Annotated in this window: 19 protein-coding genes and 1 pseudogene; 13 read left to right on the top strand and 7 right to left on the bottom strand. The window is 71.6% G+C overall.

What is annotated here, in order from left to right; all coding sequences use genetic code 11:
* Nucleotides 1–27: 27 nt before the first annotated feature.
* Both OHB41_RS40320 and OHB41_RS40315 read left to right on the top strand, forming a co-directional pair.
* Nucleotides 28–1,515: a flotillin family protein gene (locus OHB41_RS40320; protein WP_266704619.1), complete on the top strand. Its 1,488-nt coding sequence runs from the start codon at nt 28–30 to the stop codon at nt 1,513–1,515.
* Nucleotides 1,516–1,680: 165 nt separating this feature from the next.
* Nucleotides 1,681–2,136, top strand: a complete 456-nt coding sequence (locus OHB41_RS40315; protein ID WP_266704617.1) for a type II toxin-antitoxin system PemK/MazF family toxin — start codon at nt 1,681–1,683, stop codon at nt 2,134–2,136.
* An 18-nt stretch (nt 2,137–2,154) separates the two neighbouring features.
* Here the strand turns inward: OHB41_RS40315 and OHB41_RS40310 are convergent.
* A pseudogene (locus OHB41_RS40310) lies at nt 2,155–3,047 on the bottom strand (TIGR02452 family protein).
* A gap of 279 nt (nt 3,048–3,326) precedes the next feature.
* Here OHB41_RS40310 and egtA point away from each other — a divergent pair.
* From egtA to secY, 5 genes are all read left to right on the top strand, one after another.
* A complete protein-coding gene (gene egtA, locus OHB41_RS40305; RefSeq protein WP_266704615.1) occupies nt 3,327–4,661 on the top strand; it encodes an ergothioneine biosynthesis glutamate--cysteine ligase EgtA in 1,335 nt (444 codons plus the stop codon).
* Nucleotides 4,658–5,980, top strand: a complete 1,323-nt coding sequence (egtB, locus tag OHB41_RS40300; RefSeq protein ID WP_266704613.1) for an ergothioneine biosynthesis protein EgtB — start codon at nt 4,658–4,660, stop codon at nt 5,978–5,980. The genes egtA and egtB overlap by 4 nt, the downstream gene beginning before the upstream one ends.
* Complete coding sequence (egtC, locus tag OHB41_RS40295; protein ID WP_266704611.1) at nt 5,980–6,807, top strand: ergothioneine biosynthesis protein EgtC; 828 nt, start codon at nt 5,980–5,982, stop codon at nt 6,805–6,807. The genes egtB and egtC overlap by 1 nt, the downstream gene beginning before the upstream one ends.
* Nucleotides 6,804–7,766 carry an L-histidine N(alpha)-methyltransferase gene (gene egtD / locus OHB41_RS40290; protein ID WP_266704609.1) on the top strand — a complete coding sequence of 321 codons (963 nt, stop codon included), beginning with the start codon at nt 6,804–6,806 and terminating at the stop codon, nt 7,764–7,766. Before egtC ends, egtD begins: the two co-directional genes overlap by 4 nt.
* 351 nt (nt 7,767–8,117) lie before the next feature.
* The gene (secY, locus tag OHB41_RS40285) at nt 8,118–9,425 is read left to right on the top strand and encodes a preprotein translocase subunit SecY (protein ID WP_266704607.1); all 1,308 of its coding nucleotides are present in this window, start codon (nt 8,118–8,120) and stop codon (nt 9,423–9,425) included.
* Between the two features lie 27 nt (nt 9,426–9,452).
* Here secY and OHB41_RS40280 read toward each other — a convergent pair whose 3' ends face one another.
* Entirely contained in the window at nt 9,453–10,712 is a 1,260-nt protein-coding gene (locus OHB41_RS40280; protein WP_266704605.1) for an extracellular solute-binding protein, read from the bottom strand.
* A gap of 215 nt (nt 10,713–10,927) precedes the next feature.
* On the opposite strand from OHB41_RS40280, the gene OHB41_RS40275 reads away from it, so the two are divergent.
* On the top strand, nt 10,928–11,143 hold the full coding sequence (locus OHB41_RS40275; protein ID WP_266704603.1) for a dodecin: 216 nt from the start codon (nt 10,928–10,930) through the stop codon (nt 11,141–11,143).
* A 742-nt stretch (nt 11,144–11,885) separates the two neighbouring features.
* On the opposite strand, the gene OHB41_RS40270 is transcribed toward OHB41_RS40275, so the two are convergent.
* Nucleotides 11,886–12,377, bottom strand: a complete 492-nt coding sequence (locus tag OHB41_RS40270) for a phosphatase domain-containing protein (protein WP_266704601.1) — start codon at nt 12,375–12,377, stop codon at nt 11,886–11,888.
* A 176-nt stretch (nt 12,378–12,553) separates the two neighbouring features.
* Nucleotides 12,554–13,105, bottom strand: a complete 552-nt coding sequence (locus OHB41_RS40265) for an RNA polymerase sigma factor (RefSeq protein WP_266704599.1) — start codon at nt 13,103–13,105, stop codon at nt 12,554–12,556.
* Between the two features lie 46 nt (nt 13,106–13,151).
* Here OHB41_RS40265 and OHB41_RS40260 point away from each other — a divergent pair, with 46 nt between their 5' ends.
* The 3 genes from OHB41_RS40260 (at nt 13,152) to OHB41_RS40250 (ending at nt 16,862) form a co-directional block, all read left to right on the top strand.
* Nucleotides 13,152–14,534: a serine/threonine-protein kinase gene (locus OHB41_RS40260; RefSeq protein WP_266704597.1), complete on the top strand. Its 1,383-nt coding sequence runs from the start codon at nt 13,152–13,154 to the stop codon at nt 14,532–14,534.
* A 120-nt stretch (nt 14,535–14,654) separates the two neighbouring features.
* Nucleotides 14,655–15,371, top strand: coding sequence for a DUF4232 domain-containing protein (locus OHB41_RS40255; protein ID WP_266704595.1), 717 nt, complete (start codon nt 14,655–14,657; stop codon nt 15,369–15,371).
* Nucleotides 15,372–15,602: 231 nt separating this feature from the next.
* Nucleotides 15,603–16,862 (top strand): polysaccharide deacetylase family protein, encoded by a 1,260-nt coding sequence (locus tag OHB41_RS40250; RefSeq protein ID WP_266704593.1) that lies wholly within the window; start codon nt 15,603–15,605, stop codon nt 16,860–16,862.
* A gap of 82 nt (nt 16,863–16,944) precedes the next feature.
* Here OHB41_RS40250 and OHB41_RS40245 read toward each other — a convergent pair whose 3' ends face one another.
* From OHB41_RS40245 to OHB41_RS40235, 3 genes are all read right to left on the bottom strand, one after another.
* Entirely contained in the window at nt 16,945–18,813 is a 1,869-nt protein-coding gene (locus tag OHB41_RS40245) for a ricin-type beta-trefoil lectin domain protein (RefSeq protein WP_323138436.1), read from the bottom strand.
* 609 nt (nt 18,814–19,422) lie between these two features.
* A complete protein-coding gene (locus OHB41_RS40240) occupies nt 19,423–20,391 on the bottom strand; it encodes an aldo/keto reductase (RefSeq protein ID WP_266704591.1) in 969 nt (322 codons plus the stop codon).
* Nucleotides 20,392–21,086: 695 nt separating this feature from the next.
* Nucleotides 21,087–22,868: an FAD-binding dehydrogenase gene (locus tag OHB41_RS40235; protein WP_266704589.1), complete on the bottom strand. Its 1,782-nt coding sequence runs from the start codon at nt 22,866–22,868 to the stop codon at nt 21,087–21,089.
* Nucleotides 22,869–23,211: 343 nt separating this feature from the next.
* Here OHB41_RS40235 and OHB41_RS40230 point away from each other — a divergent pair, with 343 nt between their 5' ends.
* Both OHB41_RS40230 and OHB41_RS40225 read left to right on the top strand, forming a co-directional pair.
* A complete protein-coding gene (locus tag OHB41_RS40230; RefSeq protein WP_266706499.1) occupies nt 23,212–24,204 on the top strand; it encodes an MsnO8 family LLM class oxidoreductase in 993 nt (330 codons plus the stop codon).
* A gap of 64 nt (nt 24,205–24,268) precedes the next feature.
* Nucleotides 24,269–26,659 (top strand): ATP-binding cassette domain-containing protein, encoded by a 2,391-nt coding sequence (locus OHB41_RS40225; RefSeq protein WP_266704587.1) that lies wholly within the window; start codon nt 24,269–24,271, stop codon nt 26,657–26,659.
* Nucleotides 26,660–26,758: the final 99 nt, after the last annotated feature.

The raw sequence follows: 26,758 nt of genomic DNA, 5'->3' as shown, positions 1-26,758 counted from the left end.
CGATAGGGCACCATCAAAAGGGGGCGTATGCCGATGGTTGTCGGCGTCGTGGCGGGGACGGTTGTCCTCGCACTGATCTTCGTGATCGTGGTCTTCAAGCTCATGTGGCGGGTGGCGGAGCCCAACGAGGCACTGATCATCTCCGGTTCGAAGCATCGGACCGAAGGCCTCGAAGAGGGCATGGGTTTCCGTATCGTGACGGGGCGCGGCACGCTGGTGATGCCGGGTGTGCAGGCGGTGCGGAAGATCTCGCTGGACCTCAACGAGACCGAGTTGCACGTGGACTGCGTGACCACGCAGGGCATTCCGCTGAAGGTGCGGGGCGTGGTCATCTTCAAGGTGGGCGACGACTTCGTGTCGATCGCCAACGCGGGGCGGCGGTTCCTCGACCAGCAGAAGATGATGTCGGAGCGGGTGCACAACGTGTTCGCCGGTCATCTGCGGTCCATCGTCGGCGGGTTGACCGTCGAGGACATGATCCGCGACCGGGAGAAACTGACCGGTCAGACGCGGGCCGCGTGCGGTACCGAGATGGAGAAGCTGGGTCTGATCGTCGACTCGCTGCAGATCCACGAGATCGAGGACCCGACCGGTTACATCAAGAACCTCGCGATGCCGCACGCCGCCGCCGTACAGCGCGACGCGCGCATCGCGCAGGCGGAGGCGAATCGTCTCGCCACCGAGGCCGAGCAGAAGGCGGCGGCCCGGATGTCGGAGGCGACCCGGGACAGCGAGATCCTGCAGGCCGGTTACCAGGCCGAGCGTGACAAGGCGGCGGCGAAGTCGCGGCAGGCCGGTCCGCTCGCCGAGGCCGCGGCCCGGCAGGACGTCGTCGTGCAGGAGACCCGGATCGCCGAACTCGAGGCGCAGCGGCGGGAACAGCAGCTCCAGGCCGACGTCCGCAAGCCGGCGGACGCCCAGGCGTACGAGACCCGTGCGCGGGCCGAGGCGGAGCGCGACGCGCGGATCTCCGCCGCGCAGGCCAAGGCCAAGGAGACCGAACTCGCGGCGGCGGCCGAGGCGAACCGGGTGAAGACCGCCGCCAACGCCGAGGCCGAGGCGACGAAGGCGCGGGGTGCCGCGGCCGCCATGGCGACCAAGGCCACCGGTGAGGCCGAGGCCGCCGCCGCCCAGGCCAAGGGCCTCGCGGCCGCCGAGGCGACCCGTGCGCAGGGTCTCGCTGAGGCGGAGACCATCAAGGCGCGGGCCGCGGCCCTCGCCGAGAACCAGGAGGCCGTGGTCGCCCAGCAACTCGCCGAGAACTGGCCGGAGATCGTCCAGGCGGGCGCGAGCGCGTTCGGCAACGTCGACCACATGGTGCTGCTCAACGGCGCCGACGGCATGTCGGACATGTTCGCCAAGGCGCTCACCATGGGCGGCACGGGCCTGGGTCTGGCCCGGCAGTTGCTCTCGTCGATGAATCAGGACGGGGCCGGCGCGGGCAACGGCGCCGTCGTCAACGGATTCGTGCCGCCGCGTGCGGAGAAGGTGCCGGTGGAGGGGGACGGCAAGTGACCCGCTGAGGCCTCGGGCGTACGGGAGTTGGCTCCCGTACGCCCGAGGTGTGTTCCGTGCGGGGCCGCGCGGGTTCCGTGCGGGGGCCGCGTGTGTCCCGTCCCGGGGCCGTGCCGTGGGCCCCCGTCGACGAGCCGCCGAGGTGCGGGTTCTAACGTGGCGCGCGTGAATGCCTTTACCGATGAAACCGACGAGCATGTCCCCGGCCGCTACGGCCCTTCGGCCACCACGGAGGCCGAGCCCCGCGTGGTGGGCCGGGTGCGCACGGAGTACTCGCCCGCGCACGACGGCGACCCCGACCCCGGCGAGATCGTCTGGACCTGGGTGCCCTTCGAGGAGAACGACGGACGGGGCAAGGACCGCCCGGTGCTCGTCGTCGCACGCGAGGACGGGGGCACTCTGCTCGCCGTCCAGTTGTCGAGCAAACGGCACGACGGCGACCGGGAGTGGGTGCCGATAGGCAGCGGTCCGTGGGACCGGACGGGCCGGGACTCGTGGGTCGCCGTGGACCGGGTGCTGCGGCTGCACGAGGACGGCATGCGGCGCGAGGCGTGCGCGCTGGACCGGATGCGGTTCAACCTGGTGGTGCACCGTCTGCGGGAGCGCTACGGCTGGCGCTGAGCGCCGGGGACGTCTCCCTCACCCGATCGGCGGGGTGTCCGTGTCCGGATGTCCGTGCGACACGGATGCGAATGCACGTTCGAATGCGGATCGTGTCGCCGCACCCGGAGTACGGTCCAGGACTCCGAACACCACCTGGTCGAAGTACCCCTCGAAGCGGCCCCCGACCAGCAGGTCACGGAAGGCCGCGGCGACCTGTGCCGGGTCGTTGCGGAAGACGCCGCAGCCCCAGGCGCCCAGGACCAGGCGTCGGTACCCCTGGGCCGCGGCGGTCTCCAGGACGCGCTCGGCCCGGACGGCCAGGGCGCGCGGCAGTTCGTCCGCGCGCTCGGGGGCCGTGCGCAGCACGACTGAGGCGTTCGGGGCCGCGGCCGTCAGGAAACCGGCGGTGTACGGCTCGTCGAGCAGCTCGCCGCGGCCGTCACGGAAGACGGGCACGGCGGGCGAATGAATCACCCGGTCCGTGTAGAACGGGTCCCGGTGGGCGCGGTGGTGGTCGTAGAACTCGCGGGCCCGCAGCAGACAGGCGTAGAGCGCCGACGCCCGGCACAGGTCCTCCTCCTGGGCCTGCGCGCCGTTCAGATAGCCACCGCCGGGATTGCGCGCCGAGGCGAAGTTCAGCACGGCGACGCGGCCGTTGGGACCCTGGGCGTACTCATCCGTCAGCCGTCTCGCGGCCTGCGTGCTGCTCTCGCCCGTGACCTCGAACGACGCGCCCGCGAAGCCCGCGGCGGAGGCCGCACGGCCCCCGGCCGGGACCCCGATCGGACCCGGCCCGTACATCCGCGTCCCGGCTCGCGCGGCCTCGACCGCCGCGGCGATCGACACCACCCGTCCGTGCGACCCGCGGTATGAACCCGCCGCCACGCCTCCTCGGTCTGCCGCGCGATCGCGCGCAGGCGCGCGCTCATGGCGCCACCCCCGTACACGCCATGCGAACGCCCCGCGCGATCTCCCCCGTCGTGCCCACGGACGCATCGTGAGCGATGCTGGTCGTGCGGCGCAACAGATTTTCGCGGCCCCGCGCGCAGTGGCGCGCGGGCCGCCCCCGCGGTGCCCCCGAACCCTGGGCATGATGATTTGCACCCTTGTGCGAACCGCCGAGAGGGTCTTGGGTGGGACGAGCAATGCCGGTCCGGCACCACAGACGCCGGGCCGGCGGCATGGTGGAATCTCAGGAGGATCCCTACATGTCCGATTCGGTGAGTGACTGTACGGAGCAGCGCTCCGCCGTCACCGAGGCCGAGGTGGAAGCGCTGGTCCGAGGCATATGCTTCAAGACCGGGCCGCCCCGCACCCTCGGTGTCGAAGTGGAATGGCTCGTCCACGAGCTGCGGCGGCCGCAGCTCCCCGCAACACCTGAACAGCTCGAAGCGGCGTACGCCGCTCTGCGGACCCTGCCCCTGCGTTCGGCGCTCACCGTCGAACCGGGCGGCCAGCTGGAGCTCAGCTCCGCACCCGCCGGCTCCCTGATGGAGTGCATCGGGTCCGTGTCGGCCGATCTCGACGCGGTGCGCGCGGTACTGCGCGAGAGGGATCTCGGCCTCAGCGGCCACGGCCACGAACCCTGGAACCCCCCGAGCCGCTACCTCCGTGAGCCGCGCTACGACGCCATGGAGCGCTACCTGGACCGCACGGGCCCCGAGGGCCGGGCGATGATGTGCTCCTCAGCCTCGGTCCAGGTGTGCCTGGACGCCGGGTACGAGGAGCCCGGCCCGCTCGGCCACGGGCGCCGCTGGTGGCTGGCGAACCAGTTGGGCGCGGTCCTGGTGGCCGCGTTCGCGCACTCCCCGCTCGCCCGGGGCCGCTACACGGGCTGGCGCTCCACGCGGCAGTCCCTGTGGACGGCCATGGACCCGGGCCGGTCCGCCGCGCCTTCGCTGCGCGGCGATCCACGCGCCGCCTGGGCCCGGCACGTCCTGGACGCGCCGGTGATGTGCGTCCGGGCGCCGGAAGGCCCCTGGGAGGTGCCCGAGGGCCTGACCTTCCGGGAGTGGACCCGGTCCGGCACACCGCCGAACCGGGCGGACCTGGACTACCACCTCACGACCCTGTTCCCGCCGGTCCGCCCCCGCGGGCACCTGGAACTGCGCATGATCGACGCGCAGCCGGGCGAGGACGGGTGGATCGTGCCACTGGCGGTGACGGCGGCGCTGTTCGACGACCCGGAGGCGGCGGAGATCGCCTACCGGACCGTCAAGCCCCTCGCGGAGCGGGCGGAAGGTCTGCCGGCTCCGTGCAATCCGCTGTGGATCGGCGCCGCCCGGCACGGCCTGACCGACCCCGAGCTGCGCGAGGCCGCCGTCATCTGCTTCGCGGCCGCCGCCGAGGCGCTGCCCCGCCTCGGTGCCACCGCCGAGGTGCGGGAGGCCGTCGCGGAGTTCACGGAGCGCTATGTGGCCCGGGGGCGCTGCCCCGCCGACGATCTGCTGAGCCGGTTCCACAGTCAATTCCACGGTCGGCTCGACGACCGGTCCCACGACCGGTCCCAGGACCGTTCCCACGGGAAGGACATCCGCACATGACCGCCCCCACCTCACCCACGGACCCCGAGTCGCTCAGGGAGCGCGCGCTCGACGCACTGACCACGGCCCGCGACCGCACCGCGCTCCTCACGTCCTGCGTGGAGGAGCCCGAACTGACCGCGCAGCACTCGCCGTTGATGTCCCCCCTGGTCTGGGACCTCGCGCACATCGGCAACCAGGAGGAGCTGTGGCTGCTGCGCGCGGTCGCCGGACGTGACGCCATGCGGCCCGAGATAGACGGGCTGTACGACGCGTTCGAGCATCCGCGCGCCGAGCGGCCCTCACTGCCGCTGCTGGCTCCCGCGGCGGCCCGGCAGTACGCCGCCGAGGTTCGCGGCCGCGCACTGGACGTCCTGGAGGGCACCGCCTTCCGGGGCACCCCGCTGACCGAGGCGGGCTTCGCCTTCGGCATGATCGCGCAGCACGAACAGCAGCACGACGAGACGATGCTGATCACGCATCAGCTCCGCAGGGGACCGGCGGCCCTCACCGCGCCGGACCCCGATCCCGCCCCGCCGTTCACGGGACCGGCCGAAGTCCTCGTCCCCGGCGGCCCGTTCACGATGGGCACGTCCACCGAACCCTGGGCGCTGGACAACGAGCGGCCCGCGCACCGGCGGGAGGTCCCGGCGTTCTTCATCGACACCACTCCGGTGACCAACGCCGCGTACCAGGCCTTCATCGAGGACGGCGGCTACGACACCGAACGCTGGTGGAGCCCCGAGGGCTGGACACACATCCGGACCCACGGCATCGAGGCGCCGCTGTTCTGGCGCCGCGAGGGCGGGCAGTGGCTGCGCCGCCGCTTCGGCGTCACCGAGCCGGTACCGCTCGACGAGCCCGTGCTGCACGTGTGCTGGTACGAGGCCGACGCCTACGCCCGCTGGGCGGGGCGCCGGCTGCCCACCGAGGCCGAGTGGGAGAAGGCGGCCCGCCACGACCCGGCCTCCGGCCGCTCCACCCGCTACCCCTGGGGCGACGGCGACCCCACCCCCGAGCACGCCAACCTCGGCCAGCGCCATCTGCGCCCGGCCCCGGCCGGCAGCTATCCGGCGGGCGAGTCCCCGCTCGGCGTACGGCAGTTGATCGGCGACGTGTGGGAGTGGACGTCGAGCGACCTGCAGCCCTACCCGGGGTTCGCGGCCTTCCCGTACAAGGAGTACTCGGAGGTCTTCTTCGGGCCGGAGCACAAGATTCTGCGCGGCGGCTCGTTCGCCGTGGACAAGGTCGCCTGCCGGGGCACCTTCCGCAACTGGGACTACCCGATCCGGCGGCAGATCTTCTCCGGGTTCCGCACGGCCCGCGACGAGCAAGCCTGATGTGCCGTCATCTGGCCTACCTGGGCCCCGAGACACCGATCGGCCGCCTGCTGTCGGAACCGCCGCACAGTCTGTTCCGGCAGTCGTGGGCACCCCGGCGGCAGCGGTACGGGACGGTCAACGCCGATGGTTTCGGGGTCGGCTGGTATGCCGAAGGCGATCCGGTGCCCGCGCGGTACCGGCGCGCCGGGCCCATCTGGGGCGACCAGTCCTTCGCGGACCTGGCCCGTGTCGTACGGACCGGTGCGCTGCTCGGCGCGGTACGGGACGCCACCCGGGCGGGAGCGGACGGGGAGGCCGCGGCGGCGCCGTTCGCCGCGGGCACCTGGCTGTTCAGCCACAACGGCGCCGTCCTCGGCTGGCCGCACTCCCTCGCCCCGCTGACCCGCGCTCTGCCCGCCGTGGAACTGCTGTCGCTGGAGGCCCGCTGCGACTCGGCGCTCGTCTGGGCGCTGGTCCTGCACCGGCTGCGTACCGGGGACGACGGAAGCCGGGCGCTGGCCGACACGGTCCTGGAGGTCGCCGAGGCCGCCCCGGGCTCCCGGCTCAACCTGCTGCTCACCGACGGCGACACGATCACCGCGACGGCCTGGGGCGACACCCTGTGGTACCTCGCCGAACCCGGCCACGGCACCGTCGTGGCCTCAGAGCCGTACGACGACGACCCACGGTGGCAGGAGGTGCCGGACCGCACGCTGCTCGTGGCGACCGGCACCGACGTCCTGCTCACCCCGCTCAAGGACCCGCACGACCGCCAAGGCGTGCCCGACCACGAGGACCCCCACCACCCCATGGCATCCGCACGTCCGAAGGAGCCCAGCACGTGAGTCCGTTCCTTCTCACCCGCACCCTGCCCGAAGACGCCACGGACGCCGCGCTGCGCGCCGACGTCCTGCACGGCCTGTCCCACACACCCAAGACGCTGCCGCCGAAGTGGTTCTACGACGCACACGGCAGCGAGCTCTTCGACAAGATCACCGAACTGCCCGAGTACTACCCCACCCGGGCGGAGCGCGAGATCCTGGCCGCCCGGGCCACCGAGATCGCCGCGGCGACCGGTGCGCGCACCCTCGTCGAACTGGGCTCGGGCTCGTCCGAGAAGACCCGTCATCTGCTCGACGCGCTGCCCGGGCTGCACACCTACGTACCGGTCGACGTCAGCGAGAGCGCCCTGACCCAGGCCGGGCACGCGCTGATCGCCGAACGCCCGGAGCTCGGTGTGCACGCGCTGATCGCCGACTTCACGGGTGGTCTCGCGCTTCCGGGCACGCCCGGACCGCGGCTCGTGGCGTTCCTCGGTGGGACCATCGGCAACCTGCTGCCCGCCGAACGCGGCGCGTTCCTGGCCTCCGTACGGGCACTGCTCACCCCCGGCGACACGTTGCTGCTGGGCACGGACCTGGTCAAGGACGAGTCGGTGCTCGTCGCCGCGTACGACGACGCGGCCGGAGTGACGGCCGAGTTCAACAAGAACGTGCTGACGGTCGTCAACCGCGAGCTCGGCGCCGACTTCGATCCGGACGCGTTCACCCATGTCGCCCTCTGGGACGCCGAGCACGAGTGGATCGAGATGCGGCTGCGTTCGCGGACCGAGCAGACCGTGAAGATCCCCGCCCTCGACCTCGCCGTCGACTTCGCCGCCGGTGAGGATCTGCGCACCGAGATCTCGGCGAAGTTCCGCGAGGAGGGGGTACGGCGCGAACTCGCCGCCGCGGGGCTCGACCTGGCCCATTGGTGGACGGACCGCGAAGGCCGTTTCGCGCTGTCGTTGAGCGTGGTCAGGTGACGTCACAAGCAGTGTGAGAGACCGCCCGGGTGGTGAACCCGGGCACCATCGGGCAACGGGCGCCGGCGATGTACACCGCCGGCGCCCGTTGTCCATGTCCCCTCCGGAGTCCGGTACCGGCGCCCGGCGTGGCGTCTCCGCCCGCCGAAGAGTGCCCCAGGGCTGTCCCGTGCTCCCCCGCCGGGGCCTTTCCGGTTGCCGACCCGGATGTCCCATTCGATGATGGTGCTTGAATTTCCCTACGTTCGCGAAGCATTACTTCGCGTTGCGTTTCCGGAGCATGTTCCCGAGCTCGGAAAATCTGCTTCTGTGCACCTCTGACGTGCTGACGCAGGGGCGAAGGAGGAACCCTTGCTGAGCGCATTCGCCAAGGTCTTCGGAACCCCGGACCTGCGCAAGAAGCTGCTGTTCACGCTCGGCATCATCGTGCTGTACCGCGTGGGGTCGCATGTGCCGCTGCCCGGCGTGAACTATCGGAACGTCCAGGCGTGCGTGGACGCGGCGACGGCCAACGGCGGTCTGCTGGGTCTGGTCAATCTGTTCAGTGGCGGGGCGCTGCTCCAGATCACCGTGTTCGCGTTGGGAATTCTGCCGTACATCACGTCGAGCATCATTCTGCAACTGCTGACGGTGGTCATCCCGAAACTGGAGGCGCTGAAGAAGGAGGGCGCCGCCGGGCAGGGGAAGATCACCCAGTACACCCGCTATCTGACGGTGGCTCTCGCCATCCTGCAGGGCACGGGCCTGGTGGCGACCGCCCGCAGTGGCGCGCTGTTCCCCAGCTGCCCGACCGCCGCGGGCATCGTCCCGGACCACTCGATCCTCACCACGCTGGTGATGGTGCTCACGATCACCGCGGGGACGGCCGCCGTGATGTGGCTCGGCGAGCTCATCACCGAACGCGGTATCGGCAACGGAATGTCGATGCTCATCTTCATCTCGATCGCCTCCACGTTTCCCGGCGCGCTGTGGACCGTCAAACAGGAGGGGCAGATCGCCGACGGGTGGCTCGGCTTCGGCGTCGTCATTCTGGTCGGGTTCGCGATGGTGGCCCTGGTCGTCTTCGTGGAACAGGCGCAGCGCCGCATTCCGGTGCAGTACGCGAAACGGATGATCGGCCGTAAGTCGTACGGCGGAACGGCGACCTACATCCCGCTGAAGGTCAACCAGGCCGGTGTGGTTCCGGTCATCTTCGCCTCCTCGCTCCTCTATATTCCCGCGCTCATCGCACAGTTCTCCAACTCGCACGCGGGCTGGGCCACCTGGGTCACACAGAACTTCGTCCGGGGAAACCATCCCTATTACGTCCTCGCGTACTTCCTGCTGATCGTGTTCTTCGCCTTCTTCTATGTGGCCATCACGTTCAATCCGGAGGAGGTGGCGGGGAACATCAAACAGAGCGGCGGCTTCATCCCGGGCCTGCGGGCGGGCCGGCCCACCGCCGAGTACCTGGGCTACGTCCTGAACAGACTCACCTGGCCGGGTGCCCTCTATCTGGGCCTGATCGCCCTGGTCCCCACCGTGGCGTTCGCGAGCTTCGGCGGCGCCAACCAGCTCACCGGCACGAGCATCCTGATCATCGTGAGCGTGGGCCTGGAGACCGTGAAACAGATCAGCAGCCAGATCGAGCAGCACAACTACACGGGCTTCCTCCGGTGACACCCCCTGGGGACGGCGGCCCGTGACTCATCCCCCGGTCTCCGCCAGCCGTTCCGTGATCAGCCGGGAGGCGCGCCCTGCCTCGGTCGCGGGGTCGGCCCCGGTCAGGACCTTGGTCATGTACGACTTGATCGGGTTGTCGGCCTCGACGGCGGCCCACCGGGGCGAGGCGGGTGTCGCCCGGCCCTGCGCGGCGCCCACCGCCATGGCCGCGGCGCCCTCCTCGCCGGCCACCGCGCCCGCGAGGGTGGTCTTGTTGGGCACGTAGTTCATCGTCCGGGCCAGCTCGGTCTGCCACTTGGCGCCGACGAGGGCCGACACGACGGCCGTGGCCGCCCGCCGGTCGTCGGTGTTCTTGGGCACCACGAGGTCGGAACCGCCGGTGAAGACGGCGCCGGGCTCGGCGGCCGTCCTGCCGGGGACGGGGAAGAACCCGAGTTTCTTCCGCAGCGCCGGATTCTGCTCGACGATCGCCTGGGCGAGCCCGGGTACGGCCACGATCTGTGCCACATGGCCACCGGCGAACACCCGGGCCTGCGGCGGGTGTTCCTCGTCGGCGCCGACGGGCCCGGAGCCGAGCGCCTGGAGCCGCCGGTAGAAGTCCATGCCGCGCAGGGCCGCGGGCGTCCGCAGGGAGCCCTGCCAGGTTCCGGCGGACTCCGTCGCGAGTTCACCGCCCTCGTCCCAGACGAACCCGGCGAGGGTGTACCAGTCCTGCCCGGCCAGGTAAATCCCCTGGTTACCGGCCGAGTTGAGCCGTCCCGTGTCCTCGATCCACTGTTCGCGGGTCTTCGGCGACTTCTTGATGCCGGCCCGGTCGAAGAGGTCCTTGCGGTAGATGACGACACGGTTCGCCGCGTACCACGGGATGCCGTACTGGCGGGTGCTGAACCGGCCCGGCTGAGCGAGGCCCGGGAGCCAGTCGTCCATGCCCCAGTCGCGCACCGACTCGAGCGTCAGGTCGCTCAGGCCGCCCCGGTCCACGTACTGGGCCACCTGGGTGTTGCCCACCTCGATGACGTCCGGCCCGTTGCCCCGCTCGCCCTCCAGCGCTCCCTGGACCTTCTGCACGATCCCGGTCCACTGCTGGATGCGGATGTCCAGGGCGATGCCCCGGTGGGTCCGTTCGAAGTCCTCGGTGAACCGCTTGAGGAACTCCTCGGACGCGCTGTCCTTCATCAGCCACACCGTCACGGTGTGACGTCCGCCGCCTCCCTCCGGCAGGGCTCCGCAGGCGGTCAGCAGGGAGGCGGTCACACAGGCGAGGGCGAGCAGACGACGCGTCACGAAGGGGATCCTGTTCTGTCTTGCGGACAGCGGAAAGGGAGCCCGGCGTGGGGGTCGAGCTCAGCGCTCGTACGGGTGTTCTGATTTTGGTATGGACCAATCAAAACCGTCAAGGGCGACCGTCGAGACACCACCGACATCTCGCGTACCGCGGCGCCGTGAGGCACCGTGGAATGACGCGTGGCACACCCGCCACGGCGGAGAGGAGCACCCGCATGACCGACCACACGTACCGGGTCACCGAGATCGTCGGCACCTCCACCGAGGGGGTCGACCAGGCCGTCCGCAATGGGATCGCCCGCGCCTCGCAGACCCTGCGCAACCTGGACTGGTTCGAGATCACCCAGGTCAGGGGGCAGATCGTGGACGGGGAGGTCGAGCACTACCAGGTAGGTCTGAAGGTCGGCTTCCGCCTGGAGGACGGCGCCTGACGCGACCGGGCGCCACGTTTCCCGGCATGTGGCCCCGCCCCGGGGCCACATGCCGCTTCCCCCCGCCGAGCCGTACGCCGATCCACCGCGGGGCCGCGCGCAGGTCCGATCCGTCGCGGCGCCGCACGCCGGCACGCGCGGACGGGATCGTCCGGGCCCCGCACGACCCCGCGCCCGGACCCGTGACCGCGCCCCCCGCTCGCACCCTGACCGGGGAGCGGGATCGCGGGCGAACCCCCGAACGGCCGACCGGTGGCCTTCGCGTCACCCGAGCGGGCGCCCGCGCCGCCCGCACCCTCCACTCCGTCCACCCGTCCACCCGTCCACGCCGTCCGGTCGTGCGCCGACGGTCGGGCATCAGGCGGGACCGGCCCCGCCGATCGCACGGCGGGCCATGGCCGACCGCAAGCCCGTTGCCGTCGATCCGGCCGGTCACGCTCCGGCCCAGTGACGTACCGCAGGTTGGACACCATCCGGCCGCCGGCCCGGCCTCTCGGGCCACCCCCATCCTGACCGGGCCGACCTCGTCAGGACGGGCAGGCCGAGCCAGGCGGGCCGATCACGTCAGGCCGCGCCGGTCACGCCAGGCCGATCACGCCAGACCGGGCCGGTCACATCAGCCCGATCACGCCAGACCGGGCCGGTCACATCAGCCCGATCACGCCAGACCGGGCCGGTCACATCAGCCCGATCACGCCCGGGGTGCCCGTCACGCCAGGCCGCGCCGTTCACGTCATCCCGGTCAGGTCCGTCCCTCGCGCTCCTGCGCGTTCTTCAGAGCCGCCGACGCGGTCGCCCAGCGTGCCCGTACGACCGTGAACCCGGCCCGCTCGGCGTCGTCGCAGACGAGTTCGTCGTCGTCCACGAGGACACGGATCTCACGGTCGCGAGCGAGTCGGCGGAGGATCTCCGACTTGGTCCGGCGGGCGGGCCTGCGGTCGTCGTTGCGCCGCATCCGGACCGGCCCCTCGGGCAAGCCATGGGCGGCCAGCCACGCGACGGTGTCACGGCGGCAGCGCTCGGGACGTCCGGTCAGGTAGACCACATCGCACTCCCGCGCGCTCTCCATCGCCAGGGCCACGCCCTCGGCCAGCGGCGGGTCCTGCGGAGCGGCCGCGAAGAACGCGTCCCAGTCGCGCGGGCTGCGCTCCAGGAACCGCTGCCGGTGCGCGCTGTCCGCGAGCGTGCCGTCGAGGTCGAACACGGCGAGCGGTCTGCTGTTCTTCTGGGTCACGCCGACCACCCTAAGGGCCCGCGACACCCGGCGCGTCAGGGCACGCGGCACCCCGTGGACCCGCCGGCGGAGGGACCGACGGGCACGCCCGCGTCCCGACCTGTGACGAGCTCGCGCCATGGTCGAACTCCTCACGAGGAAAGAGGAGTTGACGACCCGTCAGGAGTGCCACGACGTCACGAGGCGTCGGCCAGCCAGGGCCTGACCTGCTTACGGGCCTCGTGCAGACGGGACTTGAGGGTGCCGAGCGGAATGCCGACCCGCTCGGCGACCTCGGCGTACTCCAGCTGGCAGATGTCCCGGTAGACCAGCGGCGCCACCAGGTGCGGATGCTCGCGCTCCAGCCGCTCCAGCGCCTCCAGGAGGTCGATGCGGGAACCGGCGATGACGCTCGTGGTGCGGGGGTCGACGTGCTGCGAGGCGTCGATGACGTCCGGCTGCTCGGCGGCCCGCCGCTTCAGCTCGCGGTACTTCTGTCGGGAGCAGTTGGCGACGACCGTGTAGAGCCAGGTGCTGAACCGGCTGCGGCCCTCGAAGGCGGTGATCTTCCGCGCCACCTGGAGGAGGACGTCCTGTGCCGCCTCCTCGGCGTCCTCGCGGCACGGCAGGAAGCGTCCGCAGCGCCGCATGACCTCCGGCCCCAGCCGCTGGAGGAGCAGATCCAGGGCGTCCGGATCGCCCGCGGCGGCGCGCAGCGCGAGCTCTTCGGTTCCCGCCGCGTCCTGCACTGGGTGCTCCCCTCGGTGTCGATCAGAGGCCAGGCATGATAGTCGCATGCACCCTCCGCAGCGGATCGGCCGCTACCGTCTGGACCGGCGCCTGGGCGCCGGCGGCTTCGGCGTGGTCTGGCTCGCCCACGACGAGGTGCTGGACGCGGTCGTCGCCGTGAAGGTGCTGTCCGACAACTGGGTCGACCACCTGGACGTGCGGGAGCGCTTCCTCTCCGAGGCCCGGCTGCTGCGCAAGGCCGACTCGAGCCGGGTCGTCCAGGTCTACGACATCGGTGAACTCCCGGACGGCAGGCCCTACTTCGTCATGGAGTACGCGGACGGGGGCACCCTCGCGGACCGGGTCGGCGGTGGACCGCTCCCGGTGTCCGAGGCCCTGCGGCTGACCGCCCTGGCGGCCCGCGGCGCGGCCGCGCTGCACCAGGCCGGGATCGTGCACCGCGACATCAAGCCGTCCAACGTGCTGCTGCGCACGGCACCCGGCGCGGGCGAGCGGGTCCTGCTGGCGGACCTCGGTCTCGCCAAGAGCCTGGCGCAGGCCTCCGGGCTGACGATGGCCGCGGGTTCCGCGGGCTACACCCCGCCGGAGCAGGCCCAGCCCGGGTCGGGGATCGACGCGCGGGCCGACGTGTACAGCCTGGGAGCACTCGGCTACCACCTGGTCACGGGCACGGTGCCCGGGCCGCCCGGCAAGGTCGTACGCCCCGACCGGCTCCGTACCGGCCTCGCGCCGGGAGTCCAGCGGGCGCTGCTGCGCGCCATGGAACCCGACCGCGAGCGGCGCTGGCCCACGGCGCTGGGCCTGGCCGAGGAGCTGGAGCGGCTGGCCGAAGTGACGCCGGCTCCGGCCGCCGGCACGCCCCGGCGCCGTCGGAGGACCGTCGTCGCCGCGGTGGCCGTCGCGGTCGTGGTCGCCGCCGGCGGCATCACCGCCGCCCTCGTGAGCCGGCAGTCCTCCGGCGGGTCCGTGCGGGTCTCGGACGCCTCGGGACGGCTCACGGTCGAGGTGCCGCACGCCTGGGGCCGTCAGCTGCGTGACTCCGGCTGGAACCCGCGGACCGTGGGCCTGTCGGACACCCACGAACCGGGGCTGGCGGTCGCCGACGACCTGGCGACGTGGCAGGACCTGGGCTCTGCTGTCGACGGGGTGTTCGTCGGCCTGAGCGAGCGCGGGGACGTCCGGGCCCGGGTCGCCTCCCTCGCCCACACCGGGTGCCACTACGACGGCGGCCGCACCTACACCGGCGCGCGCTGGCACGGGCTGGTGAGGACCTGGAGCGACTGCCCGGGGGGTCACGGCTCGCTCACGGAGGCCGGGCTCACCCCCGTGGGCGGCGCCGCACAGCCACAGCTGTATGTACAGATCCGCCAGAAGAGCGACAGCGACGCCACCGACCGTGTGCTCGGCTCCGTACGGGTAGGCACCTGACGAGAAGACGTGCCGGACTGGCGAACTTTTTCCGGCCGGTGCGCATCGGACAGTGGTGACGGAGCACGGAGCGCCGTACGCACGCGTCACGGCGTGCGCTGAATTCGAAGGAGTGTTGACATGGCGACCTTCCGGCACGGCGACGAGGTTCCGGTACGCCGTACGTCCTCCCCCGCACACTGGGCGGCGGTGGTCGCGGGTATCGCGCTGCTGGGCACGCTCTCGGCCTGCGGGACCGACAGCGGCACGGGCGGCACGCCGCAGAAACTCCCCGGCACGGCGCAGCCGGCCTCCGGTGACACGACCCCGGACGGCTCCGCCACCAGTACGGCGTCGGCCGGCGGCGGCAGGACATCGGCACCGGTGCCGGGCTCGGCCACGGCGTCAACCACGGCGTCGGCGGGAAGCGGTGCGGCGAGCACCCGTTGCCACACCTCCGAACTGCGCGCCTCGGTCGGCGCCAACGACCCGGGCGCGGGCCAGGAGAACTTCCCCGTCGTCCTCACCAACACCTCCCACCGCACCTGCACCCTGCGCGGCTACCCCGGGGCGGCCTTCGTGGACGCGTCGGGCAAGCAGCTCGGGCCCGACCCGAAGCGCTCCCCCGGGTCGCCGACCACGGTCACGCTGGCCCCCGGGCAGAGCGCGTGGGCCGGCCTGACGTTCTCCAACCCGGAGATCAGCGGGGCGCACACGGCCACGCCGGCGTCGCTGGTCGTCACACCGCCCGACGAGCGCGACCCGCTCAAGGCGGTCTGGAAGGGCGGCAAGGTCCCGGTGTCCGGGAACTCCTCCTCGGTCTCCCTGGCGGTCGTCCGGGCCGGTACCGGCGCCTGACCCCTCCCGCCTCGCCGCTCCCGGCTGTCCACCCCGCCGCTGTCCGCCCCGCCGTCCGTCCGCGGACCGGCGGGGTTTGTCACGGAACGGCAACACGTCCCCCCGCCGGCGACCTTTCCCGGACATCCGCGCATCACACCGTTTGACGCACCTGCCGGCAGGGCGGCGCGTCGCGGGAACGGAAGCTCCGGCCCGGCGCGGGAGCGGTATCGAGGACATCGGGGGTTCATCATGACCGGCATCTCACGCAGGCGTCTGCTGACCACGACGGCCGCGGCGGGAGCGCTCGGGGCGCTCTCCGCCTGCTCGGCGCACGACTGGTCGGTGGGCAGCGACGGCAAGGGGCGGGTGAAGGACGCGACCCCGCGGCCCCGGCTCATCGGCGACGGTTCCACCGCCGACACGGGGGCCCAGCCCAAGCAGCCGAAGGCCGAGCGGCTGAAGCCCGGCGAGCGTCCGCCGCAGTTCGTGGTGTTCTCCTGGGACGGTGCGGGCGAGCTCAGCAACAAGCTGTTCTCACGGTTCCGCAAAGTCGCCGCCGACCACGGCGCGTCGATGACGTTCTTCCTCAGCGGCATCTACACGCTGCCCGAGTCGAAGAAGCACCTGTACAGCCCGCCGCAGCACCCGGTGGGCGCCTCCGCGATCGGCTACCTCTCCGACCGGCACATCCACGCGACACTTCAGCAGATCCGGGGCGCCTGGCTGGAGGGGCACGAGATCGGCACCCACTTCAACGGTCACTTCTGCGGCGCGGACGGGGTGCGCCGCTGGTCCCCCGCCGAGTGGCGCAGCGAGATCGACCAGGCGAAGAAGTTCGTCACCGGGTGGAAGACCAACACCGGCTTCACCGATCTCGAACCGCTCCCCTTCGACTACGACAAGGAGCTGATCGGCGGCCGCACCCCGTGTCTTGAGGGGCAGTCCAACCTGCTGCCGACGGCCGCCGCCCTCGGATGGAAGTACGACGCCAGTTGCCCCGGCGGCCTCCAGATGTGGCCCGGCAAAGTCCAGAACGGCCGTGTCTGGGACTTCCCGCTGCAGTCCATCCCGTTCCCCGGCCACACTTTCCAGGTCCTGTCCATGGACTACAACCTGATGGCCAACCAGTCGAACGCCAACCCGCTCGGTGACCGTGCCCAGTACGACGCCTGGCGCGCGCAGGCCCGCGACAGCTATCTCGCCGGCTTCCGCCGGGCCTACGAGAGCAACCGGGCCCCCTTCTTCGTCGGCAACCACTTCGAACGGTGGAACGGGGGCATATACATGGACGCCGTGGAAGAGGCCATCGAGCGGATAGCCGGGCACGACGAGGTACGCCTGGTCTCGTTCCGCCAACTCGTGGAGTGGCTGGAGGTCCAGGACCCCGCGGTGCTGCGCAAGCTGCGCACGCTCGATCCCGGACGGTCCCCCCTCGGCGGCTGGGCGGAGTTCCTGGGCACGGCCGCCTCCGCTTCGGCCACCGCGGGGTCGGCCACCGCGGCGTCGTGACGTCTCGTGGCGAAGGCGGTCCGGGCCCGGGGGTCGGCCCCGGCCGGTGCGAGCCCCGGGGGCGGGACCGCGGGGAACGGCGTCAGTGACGGCCGCCCCAGCCGCCTCCGGACCCGTAGCCGCCGTAACCGCCGTATCCGTAGCCGCCGTTCCCCCAGGAGTCGCCGTCGCCGTATCCCGGGTTGTCGTACTGGCTGTTCGCCGGCGGGCAGTCGTACGGGGAGCAGGACGACGTGGGACTCGGGGCGGAGGGGTCGCCCGCGGACGTCGACGGCCCGGCCGAGGGGCCGGGCGCGCCGTTCGGCGTACCCGACCGCGAGGCCCCGGTGGGTTCCCGGGTCACGGGCGCGGTGGCCGATCCGTCGGCGTCCCAGTTCACCGCCGCCATCTGGAGCGAGGGCGACGAGGTGTCCAGGGTCCAGTGCTGGACGGCCTGGTCCTTGCGGAGCTTGAGGACCAGGGCTCCCGTGCCGTTGGTGGCGGCGGGGGTGAGGGCCAGGTCCTGGTTGCCTCGGGGCACCAGCTCCCCCTGAAGGGTGAAGTCGTAGCGCACGTTCTTGCCGGTCGAGCCGGACTCTCCGGTGCAGGGCGCCAGTTGGATCGAGTAGCCGAGGTGGGAGTCGAGACACAGGCCCGGGTCGGCGACGTCGCGCAGCACCCCGTCCGCCTCGTACGACCATTCCTGCGCAGCGGCGGAGGAGCACGAGGTGAGTGCCGTCTCGGCCCCCTTCACGAGCCTCTCGCCGACGATGCCGACACACAGCCCGGTCTTGAGGTTGCGCAACCGGCCACGCACGGTGCCGTTCGACGTGTCGCCTATCCAGGACGGCTTCGCACCGGGTGCCTTGACGGGGCCCGAACTCGGCCTGCCAGTAGGCCCGGCGTTCTCGGCGGTGCCGTCCGAGCCCTGGGCCGCCCACAGGGCCAGCGGGACCAGGATCAGGCCGCTCGCGGTCAGTGCGGCCAGCGCGATGTTGCGGCGGCCGGGCGAACGCCGGGGTGCCTTGTGCGTCGCCCGGCGCGAGTCGGTGGCCGACTGGCCGCGCGGCGCCACTCGCGGCGGCCGGCTCGGCGGGAGCGGAGCGTCGCCGGGGAAATGAGGGGCGGCGTGAACGCCGGAGTCGCCGGGCGCGTCGCCCGTCACCTCCACGATCGCGACGGCGCGTCCGGGACGGGAGGCGAGATAGGCCTCGGCACCCCAGCCGAGTACGGACTCGGCCAGTGGCAGGGCGAGTTCGCCGTTGAAATGGTTCAACTGGTCGGCGGTGTAACGGCAGTGGCGGCAGCGGCCCATGTGCCGGCGCAGATCGGGGTCGAGGTCGTCACCGCCGCGCCGCAGCGACACGTCCAGCATGCGGTGGTACTGGCGGCACTCCTCCTCGGGGGCCAGTTCGCGATGGATCTCCAGGCAGCCCTCACGCAGGCGTTCACGGGCCCGTGCCAGCTCGACGAGGGCGGCGTCCTCGCGGATGCCCAACAGCGCTGCGGGCAGGGCCAGTTGTTCGGACTCGACCTCGGCGTGCCAGAGCAGGCAACGACCTGCCTCCGGAAGTCGCTGGAACGCGCGGGACAGCAGTCGCCTGCCCTCCGGCGGAAGGAGCCGCGCCACGACGCGCTCCTCGCCGTCCGGACCGGCCAGCAGCTCGGGGTGGAGCGATTCCCGCCGCTGGTCCGCGAGCCATTCGGCGGTCATGCGGCGCACGGTGACGAGCAGCTGCGGCCGCCAGGCCGCCGTCGGTCCGGTCTGCCGCAGGGATTCGCCGAACAGTCGGGTGAATGCCCCCGTGGTGAGGATTCCGGCGGGACGCACGCCGTTGGTGCACAGCCGCGCGTAGCCGAAGACCGCTTCCCAGTGGCGGTCGAGGAGTTCGCCGACGGGGTGGTGCGCGGGCGTGTTCCCCGAGCTCATCTTCAGTTCGGCCGCCAGTCGCTCATCCGATATCTCGAACAAGCGAGCGGATTCCGGGGACTGAGACAGGGCGGGGTCATTCACGTCCGCTTTCCTCCCAAAGGCAACGCATGAATTAGTCCATACCAATAGGCAGGCGGCTCGCCGGGTCAGGCGAGGGGCTGCCCATGGGGGGACCGTGTCGCCGCAAACACCCACTTCGAAGGCTCTCAGGAAGCAGGCGGGCGGCCACACCGTGCACGCACAGAAGGAAGTAAATATTGTCTGCACGCCAACAAGGCACACCTTTGCACAGCGGACCTTGCCGAAACAAGCGATCCTCTCGTTTTCCGCATTCCACCTGGCGCGACCGGGATTGACGAAACGTCAATAGAAGCGTCCGCAAAAGAAAAACAGAAATCCCCCGGCCTTCCCCTGGGGCGCCGTGCGCGGCACCAGCCTCGCGAGGCCCCCAGGCGGGAAGGACCTTCACCCGGTCGACCGGCGGTGTTGGCCGCGCATAGGCCGCCCTCTATTGGGAGCGCTCCCAATATCCGTCGTCCGCCTGTTTGCGACGGCGGCACCGGATTCACCAGCCACCCGGAGCCGCTCATGTGCGCATTACTTTTGCCCGATGAGAGATTTGCGTGGCGAACGGATCGGGCCCGTGGATCAGTGACCGCTGATCGCCCGGGGCGTGTACGGCCGTTCCAGTTCCTCTACCTCCTTCTCGGTGAGTTCCACGTCGAGGGCGGCCACCGCGTCGTCGACGTGCCCCGCCCTCGTGGCGCCGATGATGGGAGCGGTCACGGTGCTGCCGCGCAGCAGCCAGGCGAGGGCGATCCGGGCGCGCGGGACGTCACGCTCGGCGGCGATCCGGCCGACCGCGTCGACGATGTCCCGGTCACCCTCCTGGTAGAGCTTCCTGCCGAACTCGTCGGTCCTGCTGCGCTCGGTGGTGACGTCCCAGGCGCGGGTGAGACGGCCTCGCGCGAGCGGGCTCCAGGGCAGCACGCCGACGCCCTGGTCCGCGCAGAGCGGCAGCATCTCGCGCTCCTCCTCGCGGTAGAGGAGGTTGTAGTGGTTCTGCATCGACACGAACCGCGTCCAGCCGTGCAGCAGGGCCGTGTACTGCGCCTTGGAGAACTCCCAGGCGTACATCGAACTCGCCCCGATGTAACGGGCCTTGCCCGCCTTCACGACGTCGTGCAGGGCCTCCATCGTCTCCTCGACGGGCGTGGCGGGATCGAAGCGGTGGATCTGGTAGAGGTCCACGTAGTCGGTGCCCAGCCTGCGCAGACTGTTGTCGATCTCTGTCATGACGGCCTTGCGGGACAGACCGCGCGCGTTGGGGCCCTCGTGCATCGCGCCGTTGACCTTGGTGGCGATGACGATCTCGTCGCGGCGGGCGAACTCCGCGAGCGCGCGGCCGACGATCTCCTCGCTGGTGCCGTCGGAGTAGACGTTCGCCGTGTCGAAGAAGGTGATGCCGGCCTCCAGTGCCCGGCGGATCAGCGGGCGGGACGCCTCGTCGTCGAGGGTCCACTCGTGGGTCCCCCGGCCGGGCACCCCGAAACTCATGCAGCCGAGGCAGATCCGGGACACGTCCAGTCCCGTCGAACCGAGCTTCACGTACTGCATGGGCACTCCTGCGTTTCGTGGGGGTGGAGCCGTTCCTGCCGCCGCGTCCGTGCGAGCCGGCGGCAAGGGCTCCGGGAATGCCATTTCCCGATCGCGGTTCCCTTAGTCGCACAGCCACCGCCGATCGGCCGCATGGACGTGGCGCCCCGCGCTCCGCGCACCCGCGCGCGCCCCCGGTCCACGAGATCCGCCTCCGGAACACGCCGGACCGGACCGACCGTGTAGGAACTGTGGGAGACACCGCCGCGCGGACCGCCGGACGGGCCCGCGCACGGGACGCCGGAGACACCACGTCCAGACCGCCGCGCGGACTGCCGGACGGACCGGCGCACAGAACGCCTCGCGGACCGGTCCTGCGGCGGTGCGTGTGGCGTTTTGTACGCCGACCCGCGGCCGACCCGCCCTCGACGTCCAGACCGCCGGACGGACCGGCGGCGAGTCGGTCGCGGACCGGCGGCGGACAGGCGGCGGACAGGCGGTGGACCGCCATACCGGCCGCCGACAGGTCGACAGCGGGCACGGGACCGGCTGCAGGCTGGCGTACGGACAGGCGGCGGAGCTCCATACTGGCCGCCGGCAGGTCGACGGCGGGCACGGGACCGGCGGCGGGCCGACGTAGGGATCGCCGGTGGACCGGCGGCGGGCCGGCGTACGGACCGCCGGTAGGTCGCCTCCGGCGATCCGTAAGCCGGGTTTCAGATCGCGGCGGCCGCCGCCCGTCCCGCCTGTCGTCCGGAGAACAGGCAGCCACCCAGGAAGGTGCCTTCCAGCGAGCGGTATCCGTGCACTCCCCCGCCGCCGAATCCCGCGACCTCACCGGCCGCGTACAGACCGGGAATCGCGGTGCCGCCGGCGTCCAGGACGCGGCCGGAGAGATCCGTCTGCAGACCGCCCAGGGTCTTGCGGGTGAGGATGTTGAGCCGTACGGCGATCAGCGGGCCGGCGCCGGCGTCCAGGATCTTGTGGATCGGCGCGGTGCGGCTGAGCGAGTCCCCGGTGTAGGCGAGCGCGTTGCGGATCCCCATCACCTGGACGTCCTTGGTGTAGGGGTTGTCGATCTCCCGGTCCCGCGCGTCGATCTGCCGCTTGAGGTCGGTGAGATCGATCAGTCCGTCACCGGTCAGCTTGTTCATGCCGGTGACCAGTTCGGACAGCGTGGCGGCGACGACGAAGTCGACCCCGTTCTTCTTGAACTTCTCGATCGGCTCGGGGGTCTGCCAGATGCGCGAGAGCAGCATCCAGACGTCCTTGTTGGTGAGGTCCGGGTTCTGCTCCGAGCCGGAGAGCGCGAACTCCTTCGCGATGATCTTCTGCGTGGTCACGAACCAGGAGTAGTCATAGCCCGTGTCGGTGATCGACTTGAGCGTGTGGAGGGTGTCGTAGCCGGGGAGGTCGGGGGCGGAGAAGCGTTTGCCGGTGGCGTCGAACCACATCGACGACGGTCCCGGCAGGATACGGATGCCGTGGTTGGCCCAGATCGGGTCGTAGTTCCTGAGACCCTCCGTGTAGTGCCACATGCGGTCGGGGTTGACGATGCGCCCGCCCGCCGCCTCGGTGATCCCGAGCATCCGGCCGTCCACGTGGGCCGGCACACCGGTGACCATGAACTTGGGTGGGGTGCCGAGCCGGGCCGGCCAGTTCTGCCGCACGAGGTCGTGGTTGGCGCCGATGCCTCCCGAGGTGACGATCACGACCGGAGCGCGGAGTTCGAAGTCTCCGACCACCGTGCGCGAACTGGCCTTGCCGCGCGCCGCGGTGCTCGGTTCGAGGACCGCGCCCCGGACCCCCGTCACGGTGCCGCCGGTGCGCACGATCTCGTCGACGCGGTGCCGGAACCTGAAGGTCACCTTCCCGTCCGCGACCGCGGCCCGTACCCGCTTCTCGAACGGCTCGACCACGGCGGGACCGGTTCCCCAGGTGACATGGAAGCGGGGTACCGAGTTCCCGTGCCCGTCCGCGAGCCCGCCGCCGCGCTCCGCCCAGCCCACGATCGGGAACCACCGCACGCCCAGCCCGTAGAGCCAGGACCGCTTCTCCCCCGAGGCGAAGTCCACGTACGCCTCGGCCCACTTGCGGCCCCAGTGGTCCTGGCCGGTCGGGTCTGCGACGCCGCGGTCGAATCCGGCCGCCCCGAGCCAGTCCTGCCACGCCAGTTCCTGGGAGTCCTTGATGCCCATCAGACGCTGCTCGTCGGAGTCGACCAGGAAGAGACCGCCGAAGGACCAGAAGGCCTGTCCGCCCAGGTTGGTCTCGGGTTCCTGGTCCAGAAGCAGTACCTTGCGGCCCGCGGCGGCCAGTTCGGCCGTCGCGACCAGCCCGGCGAGCCCGCCGCCGACGACGATCGCGTCCGCGTCCGACGACCCGGCCGCGAAGGCGGGTACCGCGTGCGCCGCGAGGGCGGCACCGGCCAGCACTCCGCCCGCCGCCGTCAGGGCCCGGCGTCTGCTGATCACGGTGGGGGACACAGAATTCTCCATGGGCTGCCTTCCGTAGGGGGTACGTGAGGTGCGGGAGACGCCGCTGGTGTGGCTGCGACACCCGTGTTGTTACCGTCGGTAGCACCCCGGAAACACTGCGGCGGCATCGGTGTTGGACCAGAAGCCGTGGTGGTTCACGAACCGACGCACACCGCGGAGATCAGCCTTGCCTTGCCCGTCCAGGAGAGCGGGCGGATCATGGAAACCGCAGTGGAGAGTGAGCACAGTGACGACCGAGAAGAGCGAGACCGGCACCGGGGCAGGAGCCGTCCCCTCCGGGGCGGTGGCGCACGGCCAGGAGCGGCCGGGCGTCTCGCGGGAGGAGGGTCCGGCCGGGGCGGGCGTGCGCTTCTCCGTCCTCGACCGCTCCCGTACCCGCGAGGGGCACGACGCCGCCGAGGCGCTGCGCGACACCGTCCGCCTGGCCCAGGAGCTCGAGCGGCTCGGCTACCACCGGTTCTGGGTCTCGGAGCATCACGGCGTGCCCGGCGTCGCCGGGTCCGCCCCGACGGTGCTGGCCGCCGCGGTGGCCGCCGCCACCCGGACCATCCGGGTCGGCACCGGAGGAGTGATGCTGCCGAACCACCAACCCTTGGTCGTGGCCGAGCAGTTCGGTGTGCTGGAGGCCCTCTTCCCCGGCCGGATCGACATGGGCCTGGGCCGCTCCGTCGGGTTCACGCCCGGGGTGCGCAGGGCGCTGGGACGGGACAAGGACGCGGCCGAGTCCGCCGACTTCGCGGCCCAGCTCGACGAGTTGCTGGGCTGGTTCCGCGGCACGTCCCCGACCGGGGTGCACGCGCGTCCCCCGGAGGGCCTGACGGTGCCGCCCTTCGTGCTCGCCCTGGGCGAGGGCGCGGACATCGCGGCACGGGCGGGCCTCCCGCTGGTCATCGGTGACCTCAAGAACCGGGAGAGGATGCGGCGCGGGATCGATCGCTACCGCGCGGCGTTCCGTCCGTCCGCGTGGGCGCGCGAGCCGTACGTCGTGGTCTCCGGCACGGTGGTGGTCGCGGCGACGTCACGGGACGCGCACCGGATCCTGATCCCGGAGGCCTGGTCGACGGCGTACTCCCGCACGCACGGCACCTTCCCGCCGCTGCCGCCCGCCGAGCGCGTCGAGGGCCTGGTGATGACCGGCAAGGAGCGGGACCTCTACGAGTCCGGGCTCACCGGCGGGCTCGCGGGGACCGAGGAGCAGGTCGCCGAGGAGCTGGCGGCGGTGATCAAGGAGACCGGCGCGCAGGAGGTGCTCGTCACGACCAGCACCTACGACCGGGAGGCCCTGTTGGACTCCTTCCGCGGGCTCGCCCGGATCGCGGGACTCCTCCCGGCCTAGAATGGTGTGGTTTGCCCCCTCCCCGTCCACCCCCAGGTCGCAGACCGCCTCAGGAGTCCCGTCGATGCCCGATCCGCACGGCCCCCACGACCCGTACGTCCGTGTGCGGAACGCCCGTGAGCACAACCTGCGCGGTGTGGACGTCGACATCCCGCGGGACGTCCTCGCCGTCTTCACGGGTGTCTCGGGCTCGGGCAAGTCCTCGCTGGCGTTCGGGACGATCTACGCGGAGGCCCAGCGGCGCTACTTCGAGTCGGTCGCGCCGTACGCGCGGCGACTGATCCACCAGGTCGGCGCCCCGAAGGTCGGGGACATCACCGGGCTGCCGCCCGCCGTCTCGCTCCAGCAGCGCCGTTCGGCGCCCACCTCGCGCTCGTCCGTCGGCACGGTCACCCACCTCTCGAACTCCCTGCGGATGCTGTTCTCCCGCGCCGGTGACTATCCGGCCGGCGCCGAACGCCTCGACTCGGACGCCTTCTCGCCGAACACGGCGGTCGGAGCCTGCCCGGAGTGCCACGGGCTCGGCCGGGTCCACGGTACGAGCGAGGAGTTGCTGGTGCCGGATCCCTCGCTGTCGATCCGCGCGGGCGCGATCGCCGCGTGGCCCGGCGCCTGGCAGGGCAAGAACCTCCGCGACGTGCTGGACGCGCTGGGCCACGACGTGGACCGTCCGTGGCGCGAACTGCCATCCGGGGAGCGGGAGTGGATCCTGTTCACCGACGAGCAGCCGGTCGTCACCGTACATCCGGTGCGGGACGCGGAGCGCATCCAACGCCCTTACCAGGGCACCTACATGAGCGCCCGGCGCTATGTCATGAAGACCTTCTCGGACTCGAAGAGCACGACCCTGCGGGCCAGGGCCGAGCGGTTCCTCAGCAGCGCCCCGTGCCCGGTGTGCGGCGGCAGCCGGCTGCGCCCCGAGGCGCTGGCGGTGACCTTCGCCGGGCGGACGATCGCCGAGCTGGCCGCGCTGCCGCTGACCGAGCTGGCGGGGACGCTGCGCCCCGAGGGGGAGACGGCCCGGGTGCTCACGGACGACCTCAGGGCGCGTATCGCCCCCGTCGTCGAGCTCGGCCTCGGATATCTCAGCCTCGACCGCGCCACCCCCACCCTCTCCACGGGAGAGCTGCAACGGCTGCGGCTGGCCACGCAGTTGCGATCCGGTCTGTTCGGAGTGGTCTACGTCCTCGACGAGCCGTCCGCCGGTCTGCACCCGGCCGACACGGAGGCCCTGCTCACGGTCCTGGACCGGCTGAAGTCGGCGGGCAATTCGGTGTTCGTGGTGGAGCACCACCTCGACGTCGTGCGCGCCGCGGACTGGCTCGTCGACGTCGGTCCGCGGGCGGGCGAGCACGGCGGCCGGGTGCTGCACAGCGGTCCGGTGGCGGAGCTCGCCGGGGTCGAGGAGTCGGCCACGGCCCGCTTCCTCTTCGGCCACTCGCCCGCGCCGGTGCGTGAAGTCCGCTCCCCGCACGGACAGTTGAAGGTCGGGCCGGTGCACCGGCACAACCTGCGGGGGGTGACGGCCGAGATCCCGCTCGGCGTGTTCACCGCCGTGACGGGCGTGTCCGGTTCCGGCAAGTCCACACTCATCGGTGAGGTGACCGAGGAGCTGGAAGGGGTCGGACGGCTCGTCTCGGTCGACCAACGGCCCATCGGGCGGACCCCGCGCTCCAATCTGGCCACGTACACGGGACTCTTCGACGTCGTACGCAAGGTGTTCGCCGGGACCGAGGAAGCACGCGAGCGGAAGTACGGGGTCGGGCGTTTCTCCTTCAACGTCGCCGGCGGTCGTTGCGAGACCTGCCAGGGCGAGGGGTTCGTGAGTGTCGAGCTGCTCTTCCTGCCGAGCACGTACGCGCCGTGCCCGGACTGCGGCGGGGCCCGCTACAACCCCGAGACCCTCGAAGTGACCCACCGCGGACGGAACATCGCGCAGGTGCTGGACATGACGGTGGAGACCGCCGCGGAGTTCTTCGGCGACACCCCCGCCGCCGTCCGGAGTCTCACCACGCTCCTCGACGTGGGCCTCGGCTACCTTCGGCTCGGCCAGCCCGCCACGGAGTTGTCCGGCGGCGAGGCCCAGCGCATCAAGCTGGCCGGCGAGTTGCAGCGGGTCCGCCGGGGGCACACGCTCTACCTCCTCGACGAACCGACGGCCGGGCTGCATCCGGCCGATGCCGAGGTGCTGACGCGCCAGTTGCACGGGCTGGTGGACGCGGGACACACCGTCGTGGTCGTCGAACACACCATGGCGGTGGTCGCGGGCGCGGACTGGGTGATCGACCTGGGGCCGGGCGGCGGGGAGGCCGGCGGCCGGATCGTGGCGGTGGGGCCGCCCGTCGAGGTCGCGAGGGCGGAGGGGAGCACGACAGCCCCCTATCTCGCCCGCGCACTGGCCGTCCCGTCGGGGCGGGAGGGCCACCACCAGGGCCGTCCCGGGCAGGGCCGATAGGGCTTCGGCCGGCCACTTTCATCGGATGAGTGGTCGCGCTTTACCCGCAAAAATCCCTTCTGGAGCGATTGCCTCCCCCGATAGATAGGAGCAATGGCG

It is taken from the genome of Streptomyces sp. NBC_01571 (assembly GCF_026339875.1).
In the GTDB taxonomy this organism is placed as follows: domain Bacteria; phylum Actinomycetota; class Actinomycetes; order Streptomycetales; family Streptomycetaceae; genus Streptomyces.
The sequence above is the reverse complement of the archived record's forward strand: the minus strand, read 5'-3'. Positions and strand labels throughout refer to the sequence as shown.

Excerpts from the sequence above, each read along its gene's own strand:
- OHB41_RS40260 (WP_266704597.1), top strand. The coding sequence starts at position 13,152 with ATGCACCCTCCGCAGCGGATCGGCCGCTACCGTCTGGACCGGCGCCTG.
- OHB41_RS40240 (WP_266704591.1), bottom strand. The coding sequence starts at position 20,391 with ATGCAGTACGTGAAGCTCGGTTCGACGGGACTGGACGTGTCCCGGATC.
- egtB (WP_266704613.1), top strand. The coding sequence starts at position 4,658 with ATGACCGCCCCCACCTCACCCACGGACCCCGAGTCGCTCAGGGAGCGC.
- OHB41_RS40235 (WP_266704589.1), bottom strand. The coding sequence starts at position 22,868 with ATGGAGAATTCTGTGTCCCCCACCGTGATCAGCAGACGCCGGGCCCTG.
- OHB41_RS40225 (WP_266704587.1), top strand. The coding sequence starts at position 24,269 with ATGCCCGATCCGCACGGCCCCCACGACCCGTACGTCCGTGTGCGGAAC.
- egtC (WP_266704611.1), top strand. The coding sequence starts at position 5,980 with ATGTGCCGTCATCTGGCCTACCTGGGCCCCGAGACACCGATCGGCCGC.
- OHB41_RS40320 (WP_266704619.1), top strand. The coding sequence starts at position 28 with ATGCCGATGGTTGTCGGCGTCGTGGCGGGGACGGTTGTCCTCGCACTG.
- egtA (WP_266704615.1), top strand. The coding sequence starts at position 3,327 with ATGTCCGATTCGGTGAGTGACTGTACGGAGCAGCGCTCCGCCGTCACC.
- OHB41_RS40250 (WP_266704593.1), top strand. The coding sequence starts at position 15,603 with ATGACCGGCATCTCACGCAGGCGTCTGCTGACCACGACGGCCGCGGCG.
- OHB41_RS40255 (WP_266704595.1), top strand. The coding sequence starts at position 14,655 with ATGGCGACCTTCCGGCACGGCGACGAGGTTCCGGTACGCCGTACGTCC.
- OHB41_RS40275 (WP_266704603.1), top strand. The coding sequence starts at position 10,928 with ATGACCGACCACACGTACCGGGTCACCGAGATCGTCGGCACCTCCACC.